Source organism: Aeromicrobium wangtongii (assembly GCF_024584515.1).
Classification (GTDB): Bacteria; Actinomycetota; Actinomycetes; order Propionibacteriales; family Nocardioidaceae; genus Aeromicrobium; species Aeromicrobium wangtongii.
Genome location: NZ_CP102173.1, coordinates 2635161 through 2653446, shown reverse-complemented (window position 1 = coordinate 2653446; position 18286 = coordinate 2635161). Strand labels below are relative to the sequence as shown.

Below are 18286 nucleotides of genomic sequence, written 5' to 3'. Positions count from 1 at the left end.
GCACCCTGTTCCTACAATGGCGTCATGAACTTCTCGCGCCCCGGAGCCATCGATCTGTCCGCGCTCAAGCAGTCCGCCGCGCGCCCGGCGCCCGCTGCGACAGGGGGAGCGGGCTCGTACGTCGTCGACATCGACGAGAGGTCGTTCCAGACCGCCGCGCTCGAGGCGTCGATGTCGTACGTCGTGGTGCTCGGCCTGTGGTCGGCCCGGGCGCCGCAGAGCGCTGACTTCAACGACACCCTCGGAGCCGTCGTCAACAGCTACGGCGGGCAGATCGTGCTGGCCCGGGTCGATGTGGACGCGAACCCGCAGATCGCCCAGGCGTTGGGCGTGCAGGGCGTCCCGTACGTCGCCGGACTGGTCAAGGGCCAGCCGGTGCCGCTGTTCCAGGGCACCGTCGAGGAGACCGAGATGCGCCGGTTCTTCGACGAGCTGGTCAAGATCGCCGCCGAGAACGGGGTGACCGGCCGGGCGCAACCGGTCGGCGGCGCGCCCGCAGAGGACCAGGAGGCCGAGGAGCCCGAGGACCCGCGCTTCGCCGCCGCCGAGGAGGCCTTCATGGCCAGCGACTTCGACACCGCGGTCGCGGAGTACGAGAAGCTGCGCGTGCAGTACCCGGCCGATGTCGAGGTCGCCGAGCGGTTGGCCCGGGTCAAGTGGCTCTCGCGCACCAAGGGCGCCGATCTGCAGGCGGCACGCGCGGCGGCCGCCGCCGACCCGGATGATCTGCAGGCGCAGATGCTGGTGGCCGACCTGGACATCAGCGGTGGCCACGTCGAGGATGCCTTCGCCCGGCTGCTGGATCTCGTGCGCCGGACATCGGGCGATGAGCGCGAGACCGTCCGCGAACGTCTGCTCGAGCTGTTCACCGTCGTGGGCATCGCCGACCCGGTGGTCATGACAGCCCGTCGCTCACTGGCGACCGCCCTGTTCTGAGTCGCGCGACGACCCGCCCCGCAACGGTCGTTTCCTCCCGGCGTCAGGAGCCTCGCGACGGTAGGGTCGGCACGGCGCCGTGGGGCGGTGTCGTGAGAGGAAGCGTGGGGGATGCGGTCGACCTGGGCGGGCTGGGCGCTGTGCCTGCTCGGTGCGCTCGTGGCCGTCGCGGGCATCGCCGTGATGGCGGTGCTCGGCCCGGACAACCGGATCACGACCGGACCGCACCCGATCGAGACCGATGACATCGCGGTGGTCACCGCGCCCAAGGCGATCCGGTGGGCAGACGTGCAGGTCGACGTCCTGGCCGAGGTCCCCGTGCGCAAGCCGATCTTCGTCGGCGTCGGCAACGCCGTCGACGTCCAGGACTTCGTCGGTGGCACGCAGCGGTTGGAGATCACCCGGTTCTCCCGTCCGTGGAAGATCGCGACCCGTGAGATGGACGGCGAGCCGAACCTGCCGGGCGCGCCCACCGCGCTCGACTGGTGGATCGACAGCGGGGCCGGCCTCGGTGGTGCCTCGATCAGCACCCGGCTGCCCGACGAGACCGTGTCGATCGCGATCCTGTCGGTCGGCTCATCGAACCTCTCCGGCCTGCAGGTCACGGTGGCGTACGGCGTCGCGGGCGGCTTCTGGAAGGCCGCAGCAGTGCTGCTGGTGGGGCTGGCCATGCTGTGGTCGGGCTTCTGGCTGCTGCGCGGACCGGCGTGGCCGGACGACGGGGAGGACCCGGACGGACCCGACCCGGACGACGAGGGCCCCGAGGCCGTCGAGGAGGAGATCGTCTACGTGTACGTCGACGAGGACGGGGTGGAGCGCGAGATCTCACCGGAGGAGGCAGCCGAGCTCGAGGTCACCGAGGAGGTCGAGGTCGAGGTCGTCGAGAACGTCGAGCGGACCCCCGCACCCGATCCGGAGCCGGCCGGGCCCGAGGACGTCGTCTACGTGTACGTCGACGACGACGGCGTCGAGCACGAGGTCAGCGCGGACGAGCTGGCCGACTTCGAGGTCGTCGACGAGCAGGAGCGGCCATGAGGCGGACGATCCTGCTGGGTCTGGCCTGCTGCCTGGCGCTGGCCGGGTGCGCCGTGCCGCACCAGCGCGACGACCTCACGCCGGAGAAGACCGCGGCGCGTCCCGCCGACGTCTCCGAGGTGTTCGAGCGCTATCGCGAGGTCCGCAACTCGGCCATCGAGCTGCTGGACCCCAAGCCGCTGTCGACCGTCGAGACCGATGCCGTGCTGGCCATCGACACCGGATCCTTCGAGGTCTCCCAGCGCCTGGCCAAGACGCAGAAGGGTGACACCGCGAAGGTCGAGGTCACCGACGTCCAGACGCCCCGCTTCGGCAAGTACCCGCTGTGGTTCTACGCCGTCGTGCGGGACGAGGCACTCGGCGTCAACCGGGTCCAGATCTTCGAGCGCTCCTCATCGGTCGACCCGTGGCTGCTGACCGCGAGCCCCGAGACCCTCGCCGGCACGACGATCCCGACGATCCGGCGCTCGTCGGGCGCGGCCGTGACCGTCGACCCGAAGAACGGCTCGGGCCTGCCGATGTCGGCGCAGGACGCCGCGACGGCGTATGCCGCGGTGCTCGCCGATCCGAAGGCGCCGGAGGCGTCCTCGATCGCCGACGACGCCTTCATCAAGCAGATGCGGGCGGCCGCGGCGACCAACGGCGGGCTGGAGGGCGTGAAGTTCTCGCAGACCTGGGAGGCCCAGGACGTCCGGTACGCGTTGCGGACGTCCGACGGCGGCGCGCTGGCATTCGTCACGCTCCTGCGCCAGGACACCTACACCGTCCAGGACGGCCTCACGATCACCTGGCCCGAGGGGTCCCCGCAGCAGGCGTTCCTGTCGCAGGGCATCTCCGGCTCGGGCAAGCTCAGCTACCTGCACCAGGTGCTCCTGCAGATACCCGGCGACGCCGGCAAGCCGCGCGCGCTGGGCCAGTACGGCGGCGTCGTCAGCGGCGAGGGCGGCGAGACGGCCGTCCGCTGAGCCCCAGGGGGGACTGACGATGAGGGTTTCGGGTCGTCAGGGCTACCGCAAACCCTCATCCTCGGTCCACGGCGCGGGCAAGGGTGAGGGATTGGGGTAGTCCCAGCTGCCCAAAACCCTCATCCTCGGTCCAACCCGGGGGCTACTCGGCGGCCTTGGGGGCCTCGCGATAGGTGGGCACGTGACCGGTCTCGATGGCCGCGAGCAGCTCGATCGCCGCGGCGGTCGCCCGGTCGCGGACCTCGTCCGGCTCGCACCAGTGCACGGCCTTGATCTCGCTGGGCTGCAACGACATGTCCTGGGTGATCGAGCTGTTGACGACGCCGAGGTCGAACAAGAAGATGCAGGCGTCGTCCCAGCCGCGCCACGCGGGCAGCCAGTTGACGGTGATCAGGTCGTGCACCTCGACCGTGATGCCGAGCTCCTCCTCCAGCTCGCGCACCAGGCCGACCGACGGCGCCTCGCCCACCTCGATGACGCCCCCGGGAAGATCCCACTCACGCTTGTAGGTCAGCTCGCACAGCAGCACCCGGCCCCGCTCGTCGCGCACCAGTCCCTGCCCGATGACCCGCTTGGTCGGCAGGCCGGCGTTGAGGATCGCGGTGAACCCGGCGCTGGTGTCGGACGGGGGATCGTCCACGAGTCGTGCCATCAGCAGCTGGTCGGGACGTTCGCCCGGCAGGCGGATGATGCCCTCACGGCGCAGGCCACCCATCGAGGCGGCGCGGATGTCGCGCGTCGAGCCGACCGGCAGGCGCACCTCGACCCGTCCGACGGCCATCGCCACGAAGGCGTGCTGGAGGGCCAGGCGCAGCGCGCGGGCCACGAGGAAGGGCTGCTCGATCCGCGAGTTCCAGCGGATCGAGCAGATGTCCGACGACTCGGTGCGCAGGGCGACCGTGCCGACGCGCTCGCCGTCCAGCACGATCGCGAAACCGGTGAACTCCGCGGAACCGGAGGTGGGCTCCAGGACGAGGTCGCCGTCGCGCAGTGTCACCGTCATGGGCTCAGGTTAGCCGGATGCAGGTGTGCCAGCAGCCCGCGTGTCGCACAGGCTGGAATACGCCCGGAATATATGCAAAGAGTTCGTTGCAAAGAATTCTTTGCGGTCGTAGGGTCGGGGCATGGCGATCACCCGCAAGACCGTCGAGGACCTGGAGACGCTCAAGGCCGTCTCTCACCCGCTGCGCATGGCGCTGCTGGGGCTCCTGCGCATCGAGGGCCCGGCGACGGCGTCGGAGCTCGCCCGGGCGCTGGGGGAGTCGAGCGGCTCGACGTCGTACCACCTGAGACAGCTGGAGCGTTTCGGCTTCGTCGGGGACGCTCCCGAACAGCCGTCCGGCCGGGAGCGTCGGTGGCAGGCCCTGCACGACGCGACCGTCCTTCCGTCCGCCCTCGCCGACCTCGACGGCGGCCGGGAGTATCTCGACGCCGTGCGCCGCCGGCAGGAGCAGCACCTGTGTGACGGTCTCGAGGCATGGACCGAGCCCATGCCCGGCATCGGGCACAGCGACTACGACCTGCGGCTCGACCCGGACGAGCTGCAGCAGATGCTCGACGACGTGCACGCGGTGATCGAGGGATATGCGCACCGCGGCGGAGCCGTGCACGTCGCCCTGCACGTCCTGACGCTGCCGCAGACGGCATGACGATCCGGACGCGCTTCTGGTTCCTCGCCGCCCTGCGATGGCTGCCGACCGGCCTCGTCGTGCCCGTCGTGGCGCTGCTCCCGCTGGAGCGCGGGCTGTCCGTGGCCGAGATGGGTGCGGCGTTCGCGCTGCAGGGGGTGGTCGTCCTGTGCCTCGAGCTGCCGACCGGTGCTCTGACGGATGTCCTCGGACGCCGGCCGGTCTTCGTGGCGTCCGCGGTGGCCGCAGTCGGGTCGTACACCGCCTTCGCCCTGGCGCACAGCGTCGGCGCGTACATGGCGGCGGCCGGCCTGGCGGGGCTCTACCGCGCGCTCGACAGTGGTCCGCTGAACGCCTGGTTCGTCGACTCCGTGCACGACGACGAGACGATCACCGACCGGACCGCGACGGTCGCCAAGGGGCTGTCGGGGCATGCCAGCGTGGTCGGGGCCTCGATCGCCACGGGAGCCGTGCTGTCCGGGCTCCTGGTCGCGTGGGCGCCGCTGGACGGCGTCGAGTCGTTGGCGTTGCCGTACTGGATCGCGGCTGGTCTCGCGGTGGTGCAGGTCGTGGCCGCGCTCCTGTTGATGGACGAGAGCCGGGCCGACCGTCCGGCGAGCCTGCGACACGCGATCGGGCAGTCGCCGCGCATGATCGGGGACGGGGTCCGTCTGCTCAGGTCATCGCGCGTGCTGCGGGCGCTCGTGGCCGTGGAGCTGTTCTGGGGATTCGGGATCATCGCGTTCGAGACGCTGACCCCCGTTCGTCTGGGAGAGCTGCTCGGCGACCGCGACGAGGCCGCCTCGATCATGGGTCCGGTCACCGCAGCGGCGTGGGCCTTCTCGGCGCTGGGCGTGGCGGCGGTCCCTCTGCTGCTGAGGCGGTGGAGCATGGTGCAGGTGTCAGTGGCCCTGCGCCTCCTGCAGGGGTCGACGGTCGTCTGCATGGGGCTCGCGATGGGGCCGGTCGGGCTCATCGGCGGGCTGATCGCGACGTATGCGCTGCACTCGGCGTCAGCCGCGGTATTCGAGACGCTGCTGCACGAGCAGGTCGACAACACGCACCGGGCCACCGTGCTGTCGCTCGCGTCGATGCTGCTGCACCCGGGTGCCTCGCTCGGCGGGGTGACGCTCGGTGCGATCGCGACGTCCGCCTCGACGGGCTCGGCCATGATCGTGGGAGGCGTCGTGCTGGCCGCAGCCGCGCCACTGTTTCTCGTCAAGGCTCGACACGGGTCCCGCGCCGCAGGACGTGACGCACCTCCTATGCTCGGTCGCGACGACGGCGCGCCAGCCGTCCGCGACGGTGTGGAGGCAATCGATGAGTGAATTCGTCCGGCTCGAGGTCAAGGACGGCGTGGGCACGATCTGGCTCGAGCGTCCCAAGATGAACGCCCTCAACGCGCAGATGCAGGGCGAGCTCGGTGAGATCGCCCGTGAGGCCGATGCGCGTGACGACATCGCGGCCGTGGTCGTCTACGGCGGCGAGCGGGTGTTCGCAGCCGGCGCGGACGTCAAGGAGATGGCGACGCTGACGTACGCCGAGATGGTGTCGCGTGCCCACGGCATCCAGGCGTTCACGCGTGAGCTCGCGGCGATCGGCAAGCCCACGATCTCGGCCATCACCGGCTTCGCGCTGGGCGGTGGCTGCGAGGTCGCCCTGGCCACGGATGTGCGCTTCGCTGCCGACAACGCCAAGCTCGGCCAGCCGGAGATCCTGCTCGGCATCATCCCCGGGGCCGGCGGGACGCAGCGCCTGTCGCGGCTCATCGGCCCGGCCAAGGCCAAGGACATCATCTTCACCGGACGTTTCGTGAACGCCGAGGAGGCGCTCGCGATCGGCCTGGTCGACCAGCTGCACCCCGCCGACGAGGTCTACGCCAAGGCCGTCGAGTGGGCCTCGCAGTTCGTGGGCGGACCGGCGCTCGCATTGCGGGCCGCCAAGGGTGCCGTCGACCGCGGCCTCGAGGTCGACCTGCAGACGGGCCTGGAGATCGAGCGGGCCGAGTTCACGGGCCTGTTCGCGACCGACGACCGGACCGCCGGCATGACCTCATTCGTGGAGAACGGCCCGGGCAAGGCGACCTTCACCGGCTCCTGAGCCCGCCCGGCTCGCGTCGCTTGGACCGGGCCACCATGCTGGACCCGTGACAATGTCTCCCGAACTGGTCGAGCTGGCCCACGCCCACGGAGTCGCCACCGAGTACGAAGGATCCGACCGCACGCCCGTCGTCGTCGACGAGGAGCTGGTGGTCGCGGTCCTCGGCATGCTCGAGGTCGATGCCACGACGCCCGAGAGCGTCCGCGCCGCCCTGGCGGACGTCCGGGAGCAGCAGCGCCGGACGGTGCTGCCGCCAACGGTGGTCGCGCTGCAGGGACGGTCGCGGCCCCTCGGGGTCGCGGCGCGGGTCGAGCTCGAGGACGGCTCGAGCCGTGAGGTCGGCGACGAGCTGCCGGACGACCTGCCGCTGGGCTGGCACCGCATCGTCACCGACGAGCAGGACGTCACCTTGATCGTGGCCCCCGAGCGGATGCCGGACATCCACCCCACCTGGGGCTGGATGCTGCAGCTGTACGCGCTGCGGTCCGAGCACTCGTGGGGCATGGGCGACTTCGGCGACCTGGCCGAGTTCGCCCGCCGCTCCGGCGCCGAGCAGGGGGCGGGCGTCATCCTGGTCAACCCGGTGCAGGCCGTGGCGCCGGCCCACCCGATCCAGCGCTCGCCGTACTCGCCGGCCAGCCGGCGCTTCGCGAACCCGCTCTACCTGCGGGTCACCGACACCGCCGCCTACGCCGCGGCCGACCCGGCGACGCAGGCAGCGGTCCTCGCGCTCGCCCCGCAGCGCAACACCGAGCTGATCGACTACGACGCCGTCTGGGACGCCAAGCACGCCGCCCTCGAGCTGCTGTGGCCGCACCGTCCCGCCGATGAGCAGGCCCATGAACCGGACGACCAGCTGCGCGACTTCGCGACGTTCTGTGCGCTGGCCGAGCAGCACGGCGACGACTGGCGCGACTGGCCCGCGTCGCTGCAGGACCCGACCAGCACTGCCGTCACGCAGGTGCGGGTCGAGCTGGCCGAGCGGATCGCCTTCCACGCCTGGCTCCAGCTGCTGTGCCGCGAACAGCTCGACGCGGCCCGCGCTGCCGCGCACGGCAGCGGCATGGGCGTCGGCATCGTGCACGACCTGCCGGTGGGCGTCAGCGCGGGTGGCCCGGACACCTGGTCGCAGCGCGAGGTCTTCGCGCCCGTGGTGCGCGTGGGCTGCCCGGCCGATGCGTTCAACGAGCTCGGCCAGGACTGGGGCCTGCCCCCGTTCAAGCCGGCCGAGCTCGCAGCCGCCGGCTATGCGCCCTTCCGCGATGTCGTGCGCAGCGTGCTGCAGCACGCCGACGGCATCCGGATCGACCACATCGCCGGTCTGTGGCGGCTGTGGTGGATCCCGCCGGGAGAGCCGGCCCACCGCGGCACGTACGTGCACTACGACGCCGACGCGATGCTGGCGGTGCTGGCCCTGGAGGCGCACCGCGCCGGGGCGATCATCGTGGGGGAGGACCTCGGCACGGTCGAGGACGTCGTCACCACCACGATGCACGAGCGCGGCATGCTGAGCTCGGCCGTCCTGTGGTTCGAGCGCGACTGGGACGCCCCCGGGCAGCCCTTCGAGCGGCCGGCCGACTGGGAGCCCGAGACGATGGCCAGCGTCACGACGCACGACCTGCCGACGGCCACCGGCTGGCTGGAGGCCGAGCACGTCCGGCTGCGCGCCTCGCTGGACCTGCTCGACGGCAGCGCCGAGGACGCGTACGCGGCGGCAGCCTCCGACCGGGCGGCGCTGATGGACCTCGTGGCCGCCGAGGGCATCACGGACGACGATCCGGTCGTCGCGCTGCACGCCGTCATCGCGCGCGCCGCCTCACGGCTGGTGCTGAGTGCCCCGACGGACGTCCTGGGGGAACGGCGCCAGCCCAATCTGCCCGGGACGATCGACCAGTACCCCAACTGGCGCATCCCCCTGCCGGTGTCGCTGGAGGAGTTCTTCGACGATGCCCACGTCCGCGCCGTCATCGCGCCGCTGCGCGCGGAGCGTCCGCCCTCGGCAGCATCACACCGCTGATCGGATTGCACCGCGCGGTCGGGGGTACTGCGCGAACGTCCCACACCCACCAGCACTGGAGACCCCTTGCGACCCTGGCCAGGAAGCGCCTATCCGCTCGGCGCGACGTATGACGGCGTCGGCACCAACTTCGCGCTGTACTCGGAGGTGGCCGAGCTCGTCGAGCTGTGCCTCTTCGACGAGGACGGCACCGAGACGCGGTACCGGCTGGAAGAGGTCGACGGATTCGTCCATCACGGCTACCTGCCGGCCATCGGGCCCGGCCAGCGCTACGGCTACCGCGTGCACGGCCCGTACGAGCCCGAGCAGGGCCTGCGCTGCAATCCCAACAAGCTGCTGATCGATCCCTACGCCAAGGCGTTCTCGCACGGCGTGGACTGGGACGATTCGCTGTTCGGCTACTCCTTCGACGCCCCCGACGAGCGCAACGACCTCGACTCGGCCGGCCACGTCCCGTACTCGCTGGTCACCAACCCCTTCTTCGACTGGGCCAACGACCGCCTGCCGCGCACCCCGTACAACGAGAGCGTCATCTACGAGGCGCACGTCAAGGGCCTCACGATGACCCACCCGGACGTCCCCGAGGAGCTGCGCGGGACGTACGCCGCCTTGGGCCACCCGTCGATCATCGATCACCTCAAGGGCCTGGGCGTCACGGCGATCGAGCTGCTGCCGGTGCACCAGTTCGTGACCGATCACTATCTGGTGGAGAAGAACCTCAAGAACTACTGGGGCTACAACACGATCGGCTTCTTCGCGCCGCACGACGCCTACACCTCGCGCCCCGGTGCGCAGGTCGAGGAGTTCAAGGGCATGGTGCGCGCTCTGCACGAGGCGGGCATCGAGGTCATCCTCGACGTGGTCTACAACCACACCGCCGAGGGCAACCACCTCGGGCCGACGCTGTCGATGAAGGGCATCGACAACCAGTCGTACTACCGCCTCGTCGAGGACGACCCGCAGTTCTACATGGACTACACGGGCACCGGCAACTCGCTGAACGTCGGCAACCCGCACGCGCTGCAGCTCATCATGGACTCCCTGCGCTACTGGGTCACCGAGATGCACGTCGACGGCTTCCGCTTCGACCTCGCGGCGACCCTGGCCCGTGAGTTCTACGACGTCGACAAGCTCGCGACCTTCTTCGAGCTCGTGCAGCAGGACCCGGTGGTCAGTCAGGTCAAGCTCATCGCCGAGCCGTGGGACGTCGGCCCGGGCGGCTACCAGGTGGGTGGCTTCCCTCCGCAGTGGACGGAGTGGAACGGCGAGTACCGCGACATCGTGCGCGACTTCTGGCGCGGCGAGCCGGCGACGCTGGGCGAGTTCGCCTCGCGCATCACCGGTTCGTCCGATCTGTACCAGGACAACGGCCGCCGCCCGTACGCGTCGATCAACTTCATCACGGCGCACGACGGCTTCACGCTGGCCGACCTGGTCTCGTACAACGAGAAGCACAACGAGGCCAACGGCGAGGACGGCCGGGACGGCGCGGACGACAACCGCTCGTGGAACTGCGGGGTGGAGGGACCGACTGAGGACCCCGAGATCATGCAGCTGCGTGACTGCCAGCGCCGCAACCTCATGGCGACGCTGCTGCTGTCGCAGGGTGTGCCGATGATCCTGCACGGCGACGAGCTGGGACGGACGCAGGGCGGCAACAACAATGCGTACTGCCAGGACAACGAGGTCGCCTGGGTCGACTGGAAGAGCGCCGAGGACGATGACGCCATGACCCACTTCGTGGGCGCGCTGGCGAAGTTCCGGGCCCAGCACCCGGTGTTCCGGCGTCGCCGGTTCTTCGAGGGCAAGCCGATCCGCAAGGGCGACGAGCTGCGCGACATCGCGTGGTTCACGCCCGCCGGCGAGGAGATGCAGGAGCAGAACTGGGATGACGGCTTCGGCAAGTCGATCGTGGTGTTCCTCAACGGCGCGGCCATCGCCGATCGCGACCCCCGCGGCGAGCGGGTCGTCGACGACTCCTTCCTGATGGCGTTCAACGCCCATCACGAGGACATCGAGATGACGCTGCCGTCCCAGGACTACGGCTCGGCCTGGGGGCTGGTCATCGACAGCTGCGCCGGCACGGTCGACACGACGCCGATGGACGACGTGGTGCCCGCCGGTGGCACGTTCACCCTCCCCGCGCGATCGGTCGTGGTGCTGCAGCGGGTGGACGCATGACCGGCGACGCCCCCGCCTCGACCTACCGGCTGCAGCTGCGGCCGGAGTTCGGCTTCGCCGACGCCCGTGACCAGGTCAAGTACCTGTCCGATCTGGGTGTCGGCGCGGCCTACGTCTCCCCGGTGCTGGACGCCACCCCCGGATCGACCCACGGGTATGACGTCACCGATCCGCGCCTGGCCCGTCCCGCCCTCGGCGGCGAGCCGGCGCGGCTCGGGCTGGCCGATGCCCTCCGGGCGGCCGGGATGGGCTTCGTGGTCGACATCGTGCCCAATCACATGTCGATCGAGGTGGAGACGGCCAATCCGTTCTGGTGGGACGTCCTGGACAAGGGCCGGGCCTCGCAGTTCGCGCACTGGTTCGACATCGACTGGAGCCGCGGCCGCATCCTGGTGCCCGTGCTGGGATCGGCCGACGATCTGGACGCCCTGACGGTCGAGGGCCGGGAGCTGGTCTACCACGATCACCGCTTCCCGATCGCCGGAGACGTCGACGGCACGCCGCGAGAGATCCACGACCGGCAGAACTACGAGCTGGTCGACTGGCGCCGCGGCAACACCGAGCTGAACTATCGCCGGTTCTTCGACATCACGACCCTGGCCGCCGTGAGCGTGGAGAAGCAGGACGTCTTCAAGGCCGTGCACGGCGAGGTGCTGCGGTGGGTCGAGGACGGGGACGTGACCGGTCTGCGGATCGACCACCCGGACGGACTGGCCGATCCCACGGTCTACATGAGGCGCCTGCGCGAGGCCGCCCCGTACGCGTGGATCGTCGTGGAGAAGATCCTGCATCCCGGCGAGTCCCTGCCGGCGAGCTGGCCGGTCGATGGGACGACCGGCTACGACGCGCTCGGGGAGATCTTCGGCGTGCTGGTCGACCCGGCCGGCGAGGCGCCGATGACGGCGCTGGCCGCCGAGGCCGGTCAGGACACCGACTACGCAGCCGTCGAGGAGAACGCCCGCCGCCTGGTGACCGACAAGATCCTGGTCGCCGAGGTGCGCCGGATCGCCGGGCTCGTCGAGGGAATCGACCCGGTCTTCGCGCAGCCAGCGGTGGCCGAGACGATGATCGCCTTCGACGTCTACCGCTCCTACCTGCCCGAGGTGGGCGAGTCGTGGACCCGCGCGATCGCCACGGCCAAGCAGCGGCGACCCGACCTGGCGGTGGCGCTGGACGCGCTGGACCGGCAGGTCACCGAGCACCCGACCGGCGAGCTCGCGACCCGCATCCAGCAGACGTCCGGCATGGTGGTGGCCAAGGGCACCGAGGACACGACGTTCTACCGGTACACCCGGTTCGTGGCGCTCAACGAGGTCGGTGGATCGCCCGACCGCTTCGGCATCGGCCTGGACGAGTTCCACCGCCTCGCTGCCGCCCGCGATGCCCACGCCCCGGCGACCATGACCACGCTGACGACGCACGACACCAAGCGCTCCGAGGACACGCGCGCGCGGATGGCGGTGCTGTCCGAGCTGGCCGACGACTTCGCCGGCGCGGTGCGCGGCTGGTCGCAGGAGGCCGGGCTCGGTGAGCCGTCGCTGGAGCTGCTGGCCTGGCAGACCCTCGTGGGTGCGGGACCGATCAGCGACGAGCGGCTCGTGGACTACCTGCTCAAGGCGGCGCGCGAGTCGAAGCTGCGCACGACGTGGACCGAGCCGGACGAGGCGTTCGAGCAGCAGATCCGCGACTGGCCGGCGCGGGTGCGAGAGACGGTCGGCGACCAGGTCGACGCCTTCGTCGCGCACATCACCGCCGCGGGCTGGCACAACTCGCTGAGCCAGAAGCTCATCCAGCTGACGTCGCCAGGGGTGCCCGATGTGTACCAGGGCACCGAGCTGTGGGACTTCTCGCTGGTCGACCCCGACAACCGGCGACCGGTCGACTACGCGCAGCGTCGGCACCTGCTGGCCCGGATCGCGGACGGCGAGGTGCCGCCCGTGGACGCCTCCGGGGCGGCCAAGCTGCTGCTGGTGCACCGGGCGCTCACCCTGCGCCGGGACCGGCCCGAGCTGTTCCGCGGCTACCGTCCGCTGCGCGCCGACGGCCCGGCCGCCGATCACGCGATCGCCTACGGCCGCAGCGAGGACCTCGTCGCGGTCGCGACCCGGCTCCCCGTCGGACTCGCGGAGGCCGGCGGCTGGGGCGACACCACCCTGGCGCTCGACGCGGGGCCCTGGACCGACGTCCTGACGGGCCGGACGCTGGACGGCACCCCGGTGCGGCTCGCGTCGCTGCTGGACCAGTACCCGGTCGCGCTGCTGGTGCGGGGCTGACCTCAGCCCCGCACCAGCAGGGCGACGACGTCGACCAGCGCGATGCCCACGGCGGCGCGGAACGGCCCGCGCCCCGGCGCGACACGGCCCGCCACCAGCAGTCCGGCGCAGGCCGCCAGGGCGATGACCGCGATCGTGTCGATGCCGCCGACGGGCGCCACCAGCGTCACGACGGTCCCGGCCAGCAGCAGGACGGTTGCGACGTCGATCGAGCGGCGGGCGCCGAGGCGGTGCGGCAGCCCGCGCACGCCGGTGCGCCGGTCGTCCGCCAGGTCCGGGACGGCGTTGACCAGGTGGGCACCCGTGCCCAGCAGCGCACCCGCCGCGACGGTCCACACCGGCGCCCAGCCGCGTCCGGCCGCGAGCGACACCACGGCGGGCAGGCCGCCGAAGCACACGGCGTACGGCAGCCACGACAGCAGCGTGCGCTTGAGGCCCAGGTTGTAGGCCCAGCCGGCGGCCACCAGGACGAGATGCGCGATGCCCGGCCGGGCGCCCAGCGACAGGGAGGTAGCCGTCGTGACGACCCCGGCTGTGGCGATCGCTGCCCGGACGTCGGCGGCGGCCAGCGCGCCGGTCGCCAACGGCTTGTCGCTGCGGGCCGACCGGCGGTCGCGGTCCCGGTCGATGAGGTCGTTGGACCACCCGACGGTGAGCTGACCGGTCAGCGCCGCGACGCCGATCAGAACGATCGTGGGCGGCGCCGCGTCCCACACGGAGGCGAGGAGGACGGCCAGTGCGGTCACCGCCGCCGTGGGCCCGGGGTGGCTCGCCCGGATCAGGGCCCCGGCCGTGGCGCCCACGGACCTCACTGGACCGCGGGACGGGAGCTCAGGGTCGCGAGCCGACACCGCTGCGGACCTCGTTGACGCGCAGGGGGCCGCTGGAGTCCGGGTCGAGGGCCGGCGTCCCGCCGCCGGCGCCGTGACGCACACCGTCCAGGAAGGCCTCGAGCGCCTCGCGCCCGGTGTGCTGCGGCTGCCAGTCCAGCTCCGCGCGCGCTCGGGCGGTCGACATCATCGGGATGCGCATGAGGGCGTCGAACAGGTTGGCCGGCGCGGGCACCAGGTGCGCCCGCCAGGCCAGGCCCAGCGCGGACCGCACCAGACCGGTCGGCACCTGCACGGTGCGGGCCGAGAAGATGTCGGCGAGCGCGGCGGCGTCGAGCACGTCGTCGGCCGCGATGTTGAACGCGCCGGACACCGGGCGCTCGACGGCAGCCGCGATGGCCCGGGCCAGATCGGCGGAGTGGACGGCCTGCATCTCAAAGCCCTTCGGCAGCGGCAGCGCGGCGATGAACCGGGGGTCCAGGAGGCGACCGGGCAGGAACGGGCCACCGAAGATCCGGCGCTGTGCGGTGGCGGCGGAGCGCTGGAACACGAAGGCGGGCCGGAACCGGACGACCCGGGTCTGCGGGTGCTCGAGCTCGAAGACGTCCAGCAGGCGCTCGACGTATGCCTTCTCCCGCGCGTAGGCCGCGCTCGACGGCCCGTCGGTGGGCCAGGACTCGTCGGCGAGCCCGCCGCCGCGGGGCGAGTACGCCGCGACCGACGACGTGGTGATCACGGCCGGGACGCCCGCCTGCGCGGCGGCGTCCAGCACCCGCCGGGTCCCGACGGCGTTCGCGGCCCAGGTCAGGTCCGGGTCGTGCGTCGGTTGGAACAGCCAGGCCAGGTGCACCACGACGTCCGCGCCCTCAAAGATCGGGACGAAGTCGCTCGTCGCGGTGTCCGCCGACACCCAGCGCACCGACGCCAGGCCCTCGGCGGCGGGCGGGACGTCCGGGACCCGGCGGGCGACGCCGACGACGTCGTGGGCGTGGGCGAGCTCGCGGGTCACCGCCGTCCCGATGTTGCCGGTGGCACCGACGATGACGATCAACATGGCGGCTCCTGCGCGATCAAACGGTGACGGATGTCGCCCGAGTACCCGATTGCGGCCCGCCGCAACGCCCCTAGGCTCGCTGCATGACGATTCGCGTGTGGTGCCCAGAGCTGGACCGCGTCCAGGTTCGCGTCGACGGCCAGGACCACCCGATGCAGGCCGCCGAGGGCGGCTGGTGGCGCGCGGACGTCGACGCGCCCGCTGGTACCGACTACGCCTTCCTGCTCGGTGACGACGACACCCCGCTGCCCGATCCGCGGTCGGGGTGGCAGCCGGGCGGTGTCCACGCGGCCTCGCGCACGTACGACCACTCCGCCTTCGCGTGGACCGACCAGGACTGGCCGGGACGGGCCCTCGAGCGCTCGGTGCTGTACGAGCTGCACATCGGCACCTTCACCCCGGAGGGCACCTTCGACTCCGCGATCCAGCGGCTGGACCACCTCGTCGACCTGGGCATCGACCTGGTCGAGGTGCTGCCGGTCAACTCCTTCGACGGCCCTCACGGCTGGGGCTACGACGGGGTGCTGTGGGGCGCGGTGCACGAGCCGTACGGCGGTCCCGACGGCTTCAAGCGCTTCGTCGACGCCTGCCACGCCCGCGGGCTGGGCGTCGTGCTGGACGTCGTCTACAACCACCTGGGCCCCTCGGGCGCCTACCTGGACCGGTTCGGGCCGTACTTCGCGGGCCAGAACGACTGGGGCCCGGCGCTGAACCTGGACGGTCCGCAGTCCGACGAGGTCCGGCGCTACGTGCTGGACAACGCGCTGACCTGGTTCGAGCACTTCCACGTCGACGGGCTGCGGCTCGATGCCGTCCACGCCCTGGTCGACGGGCGGGCGTTGCCGATCCTCGAAGAGCTCTCGGCCGAGACCGCGCGCCTGTCGCAGGCGCTGGGACGTCCGCTCACGCTCATCGCCGAGTCCGACCAGAACGACCCGCGCACGGTCACCCCGCGCGCGGAGCACGGCCTGGGCATGGACGCCCAGTGGTCGGACGACCTGCACCACGCGCTGCACGTGCGCCTGACCGGCGAGACCGACGGCTACTACGCCGATTTCGCGGCACCGGGCGCGCTCGCCAAGACGCTGCAAAGGGTGTTCTTCCACGACGGCACCTGGTCCTCGTTCCGCGAGCGGTCGCACGGCCGCCCGGTTGACACCGCGTCCCTGCCGGGCACGGCCTTCCTCGCCTACCTGCAGAACCACGACCAGATCGGCAACCGGGCCACCGGCGACCGCATCTCGGCGACGGTGGGCCCGGGACTGCTGGCCTGCGGCGCGGCGATCGTGCTGCTCGGCCCGTACACGCCGATGCTGTTCATGGGCGAGGAGTGGGCGGCGTCCACGCCGTGGCAGTTCTTCGCCTCGTTCCCCGACCCCGAGCTGGCCGATGCGGTCCGCACGGGCCGGCGCCGGGAGTTCGGCCGGCACGGCTGGGGCGAGTCCGAGGTGCCCGATCCGATGGACCCGGCCACGTTCGAGCGCTCGAAGCTGAACTGGTCCGAGCTCGAGGAGGACGACCACCGCGACATGCTGGAGCTGCACCGCTCGCTCATCGCCCTGCGCCGTGAGCACCCCGAGCTGTCCGATCCGTCACTGGCGAGCTTCGCGGTCGAGGTCGCCGACGACGACTCCTGGATCGTGATGCACCGTGGCCGGTTCCAGGTCCGCGTCGACTTCGCCGAGGGCAGCATCGACGTCACCTCCACCAGCTGAGACCGATCTTTCTGCCTTTCGGCAGCCCCTGACGCCGCAGACGCCGAAAGATCGGTCCCGTTCAGAGGGCGACGGTGCCGGTGACGCCGACGACGGTGTCGCCGCCGACCCAGATGTCATCGCCGATGCGGTCGACGTGGACGCGTCCGCGGCGGCCGAGGAGGGTGCCCTGGGCGGCGACGTACGAGTCCGGCGCCCGGCCGGAGCCGATCAGCCACTGGCCGATCGCCGCGTTGAGGCTGCCGGTGACGGGGTCCTCACCGGGCGGGAAGAACGCCCGCACCTCGAAGTCGGCGTCACCGCCGGCGGCATGGGGGCCGACGACGCCGACCTTGTCGATGTCGCCGAAGCCGCGCGGCTCCACGGCCAGGACGGCGTCGGCGTCGGCCAGCAACAGGGCGACCCAACCCGGGCCGTTGTCCGCCCACCGGGCGTCCACGACGTCCGCGCGCGAGATGCCGAGTGCGTCGGCGACCTGGTCGACGTCCGCCTCGTCGACCGGACCCCCGCGGCGCAGCGGGGGAGCGGCGAACGCCAGCCGCCGGCCGTCGTCGCGCACCCGGACCGGCCCGGCGGCGCACTCCTGCACCAGCTCGCCGGGGCCCCGCGGCCGTCCACCAGCGGTCAGCCACGCCCTGGCCGAGCCGAGCGTCGGGTGACCTGCGAACGGCAGCTCGCCGCGGGTCGTGAAGATCCGCAGCCGGTAGTCGGCGCCGGGATCGCTCGGCGAGAGCAGGAAGGTCGTCTCCGACAGATTCGTCCAGCGGGCGAAGGCAGCCATCTGGTCATCGGTGAGGCCGTCGGCGTCGTGGACGACCGCGACCGGGTTGCCGTACATGAGCTCGTCGGTGAAGACGTCGACCTGGCTGAAGCGCATCCCCCGAGGCTAGCGAGGGACCGAGGATGAGGAATAGCGGTAGTCAGGACGACCCAAATCCCTCATCCTCGGTCCCGCCGGCGGCGCGGCGGGCGAAGTCGGCCGGTGCGCCGTACGGTGGGGACGAGAGATTGAATCGTCACCCATCTGGAGGCTTCCGCATGTCGTTCCGCCTGTCCCACGCCCCGCTCCGCGCCACGGCCGGCGCGTTCATCCTCAACTCCGGGCTGACGAAGTGGTCCGCCGACGCCGAGGCGGCCGCCGGCCTCCATGGATTCGCGTCCGGCACCTATCCGGCGGTCAAGAACGTCCAGCCGCCGACGTTCGTCAAGGCGCTGGCTGCCGGTGAGATGGCGCTCGGCGCAGCGCTGCTCACGCCGTTCATCTCCTCGCGCAAGGTCGGCCTGGGGCTCACCGCCTTCTCGGCCGGTCTGCTCGGGCTGTACGCCAAGACCCCCGGGATGCGCGACGGCATCCGCCCGACCCAGGACGGCACCGGACTGGCCAAGGACGTGTGGCTGTTGGGCATCGGGACGAGTCTGGCCCTGGACGGCAACGGCGAGGGCCGCAAGGTGCGCAAGGCCCAGAAGCAGGTGACCAAGGCCGAGAAGAAGGCCACGAAGGCCGAGAAGAAGGCCACCAAGGCGCTGGCGGGGTAGTTCGGCCGTCGACCCG

General features: G+C 71.6%; 15 protein-coding genes. 11 read left to right on the top strand and 4 right to left on the bottom strand.

Annotated features, from left to right (window positions below):
• Nucleotides 1-24: 24 nt before the first annotated feature.
• The 3 genes from NQV15_RS12995 (at nucleotide 25) to NQV15_RS12985 (ending at nucleotide 2936) form a co-directional block, all read left to right on the top strand.
• Entirely contained in the window at nucleotides 25-936 is a 912-nt protein-coding gene (locus tag NQV15_RS12995) for a tetratricopeptide repeat protein (RefSeq protein WP_232401957.1), read from the top strand.
• A 111-nt stretch (nucleotides 937-1047) separates the two neighbouring features.
• Nucleotides 1048-1971 (top strand): hypothetical protein, encoded by a 924-nt coding sequence (locus tag NQV15_RS12990; RefSeq protein ID WP_232401959.1) that lies wholly within the window; start codon nucleotides 1048-1050, stop codon nucleotides 1969-1971.
• Nucleotides 1968-2936: a hypothetical protein gene (locus NQV15_RS12985; protein WP_232401961.1), complete on the top strand. Its 969-nt coding sequence runs from the start codon at nucleotides 1968-1970 to the stop codon at nucleotides 2934-2936. Before NQV15_RS12990 ends, NQV15_RS12985 begins: the two co-directional genes overlap by 4 nt.
• A 142-nt stretch (nucleotides 2937-3078) precedes the next feature.
• Here NQV15_RS12985 and NQV15_RS12980 read toward each other — a convergent pair whose 3' ends face one another.
• The gene (locus NQV15_RS12980) at nucleotides 3079-3939 is read right to left on the bottom strand and encodes an NUDIX domain-containing protein (protein WP_232401964.1); all 861 of its coding nucleotides are present in this window, start codon (nucleotides 3937-3939) and stop codon (nucleotides 3079-3081) included.
• Nucleotides 3940-4060: 121 nt separating this feature from the next.
• Here NQV15_RS12980 and NQV15_RS12975 point away from each other — a divergent pair, with 121 nt between their 5' ends.
• The 6 genes from NQV15_RS12975 to treY all read left to right on the top strand — a co-directional run bounded on the left by NQV15_RS12975 (nucleotide 4061) and on the right by treY (nucleotide 13135).
• Entirely contained in the window at nucleotides 4061-4585 is a 525-nt protein-coding gene (locus NQV15_RS12975) for an ArsR/SmtB family transcription factor (RefSeq protein ID WP_232401966.1), read from the top strand.
• A complete protein-coding gene (locus NQV15_RS12970; RefSeq protein WP_232401976.1) occupies nucleotides 4582-5892 on the top strand; it encodes an MFS transporter in 1311 nt (436 codons plus the stop codon). The genes NQV15_RS12975 and NQV15_RS12970 overlap by 4 nt, the downstream gene beginning before the upstream one ends.
• Entirely contained in the window at nucleotides 5885-6664 is a 780-nt protein-coding gene (locus tag NQV15_RS12965; protein WP_232401987.1) for an enoyl-CoA hydratase/isomerase family protein, read from the top strand. The genes NQV15_RS12970 and NQV15_RS12965 overlap by 8 nt, the downstream gene beginning before the upstream one ends.
• Before the next feature lie 52 nt (nucleotides 6665-6716).
• Complete coding sequence (malQ, locus tag NQV15_RS12960; protein WP_232402109.1) at nucleotides 6717-8681, top strand: 4-alpha-glucanotransferase; 1965 nt, start codon at nucleotides 6717-6719, stop codon at nucleotides 8679-8681.
• 66 nt (nucleotides 8682-8747) lie between these two features.
• Nucleotides 8748-10862 carry a glycogen debranching protein GlgX gene (glgX, locus tag NQV15_RS12955; RefSeq protein ID WP_232401990.1) on the top strand — a complete coding sequence of 705 codons (2115 nt, stop codon included), beginning with the start codon at nucleotides 8748-8750 and terminating at the stop codon, nucleotides 10860-10862.
• Nucleotides 10859-13135: a malto-oligosyltrehalose synthase gene (gene treY, locus NQV15_RS12950; protein WP_232401992.1), complete on the top strand. Its 2277-nt coding sequence runs from the start codon at nucleotides 10859-10861 to the stop codon at nucleotides 13133-13135. Before glgX ends, treY begins: the two co-directional genes overlap by 4 nt.
• Before the next feature lie 2 nt (nucleotides 13136-13137).
• On the opposite strand, the gene NQV15_RS12945 is transcribed toward treY, so the two are convergent.
• On the bottom strand, nucleotides 13138-13938 hold the full coding sequence (locus NQV15_RS12945; RefSeq protein WP_232401993.1) for a UbiA family prenyltransferase: 801 nt from the start codon (nucleotides 13936-13938) through the stop codon (nucleotides 13138-13140).
• A gap of 28 nt (nucleotides 13939-13966) precedes the next feature.
• Nucleotides 13967-15019, bottom strand: a complete 1053-nt coding sequence (locus NQV15_RS12940) for an NAD-dependent epimerase/dehydratase family protein (RefSeq protein WP_232401995.1) — start codon at nucleotides 15017-15019, stop codon at nucleotides 13967-13969.
• An 83-nt stretch (nucleotides 15020-15102) separates the two neighbouring features.
• Here NQV15_RS12940 and treZ point away from each other — a divergent pair, with 83 nt between their 5' ends.
• Nucleotides 15103-16734: a malto-oligosyltrehalose trehalohydrolase gene (treZ, locus tag NQV15_RS12935; RefSeq protein ID WP_232402006.1), complete on the top strand. Its 1632-nt coding sequence runs from the start codon at nucleotides 15103-15105 to the stop codon at nucleotides 16732-16734.
• A gap of 61 nt (nucleotides 16735-16795) precedes the next feature.
• On the opposite strand, the gene NQV15_RS12930 is transcribed toward treZ, so the two are convergent.
• Nucleotides 16796-17611: a PhzF family phenazine biosynthesis protein gene (locus NQV15_RS12930; RefSeq protein WP_232402007.1), complete on the bottom strand. Its 816-nt coding sequence runs from the start codon at nucleotides 17609-17611 to the stop codon at nucleotides 16796-16798.
• 161 nt (nucleotides 17612-17772) lie between these two features.
• Here NQV15_RS12930 and NQV15_RS12925 point away from each other — a divergent pair, with 161 nt between their 5' ends.
• Nucleotides 17773-18270 (top strand): hypothetical protein, encoded by a 498-nt coding sequence (locus NQV15_RS12925; protein WP_232402009.1) that lies wholly within the window; start codon nucleotides 17773-17775, stop codon nucleotides 18268-18270.
• Nucleotides 18271-18286: the final 16 nt, after the last annotated feature.

What these genes read in the sequence shown, in the direction of transcription:
- treZ (WP_232402006.1), top strand. Translation starts at nt 15,103, where the DNA reads ATGACGATTCGCGTGTGGTGCCCAGAGCTGGACCGCGTCCAGGTTCGC.
- NQV15_RS12965 (WP_232401987.1), top strand. Translation starts at nt 5,885, where the DNA reads ATGAGTGAATTCGTCCGGCTCGAGGTCAAGGACGGCGTGGGCACGATC.
- NQV15_RS12975 (WP_232401966.1), top strand. Translation starts at nt 4,061, where the DNA reads ATGGCGATCACCCGCAAGACCGTCGAGGACCTGGAGACGCTCAAGGCC.
- treY (WP_232401992.1), top strand. Translation starts at nt 10,859, where the DNA reads ATGACCGGCGACGCCCCCGCCTCGACCTACCGGCTGCAGCTGCGGCCG.
- NQV15_RS12990 (WP_232401959.1), top strand. Translation starts at nt 1,048, where the DNA reads ATGCGGTCGACCTGGGCGGGCTGGGCGCTGTGCCTGCTCGGTGCGCTC.
- NQV15_RS12970 (WP_232401976.1), top strand. Translation starts at nt 4,582, where the DNA reads ATGACGATCCGGACGCGCTTCTGGTTCCTCGCCGCCCTGCGATGGCTG.
- NQV15_RS12995 (WP_232401957.1), top strand. Translation starts at nt 25, where the DNA reads ATGAACTTCTCGCGCCCCGGAGCCATCGATCTGTCCGCGCTCAAGCAG.
- NQV15_RS12925 (WP_232402009.1), top strand. Translation starts at nt 17,773, where the DNA reads ATGTCGTTCCGCCTGTCCCACGCCCCGCTCCGCGCCACGGCCGGCGCG.
- malQ (WP_232402109.1), top strand. Translation starts at nt 6,717, where the DNA reads ATGTCTCCCGAACTGGTCGAGCTGGCCCACGCCCACGGAGTCGCCACC.
- NQV15_RS12985 (WP_232401961.1), top strand. Translation starts at nt 1,968, where the DNA reads ATGAGGCGGACGATCCTGCTGGGTCTGGCCTGCTGCCTGGCGCTGGCC.
- NQV15_RS12940 (WP_232401995.1), bottom strand. Translation starts at nt 15,019, where the DNA reads ATGTTGATCGTCATCGTCGGTGCCACCGGCAACATCGGGACGGCGGTG.
- NQV15_RS12980 (WP_232401964.1), bottom strand. Translation starts at nt 3,939, where the DNA reads ATGACGGTGACACTGCGCGACGGCGACCTCGTCCTGGAGCCCACCTCC.
- NQV15_RS12930 (WP_232402007.1), bottom strand. Translation starts at nt 17,611, where the DNA reads ATGCGCTTCAGCCAGGTCGACGTCTTCACCGACGAGCTCATGTACGGC.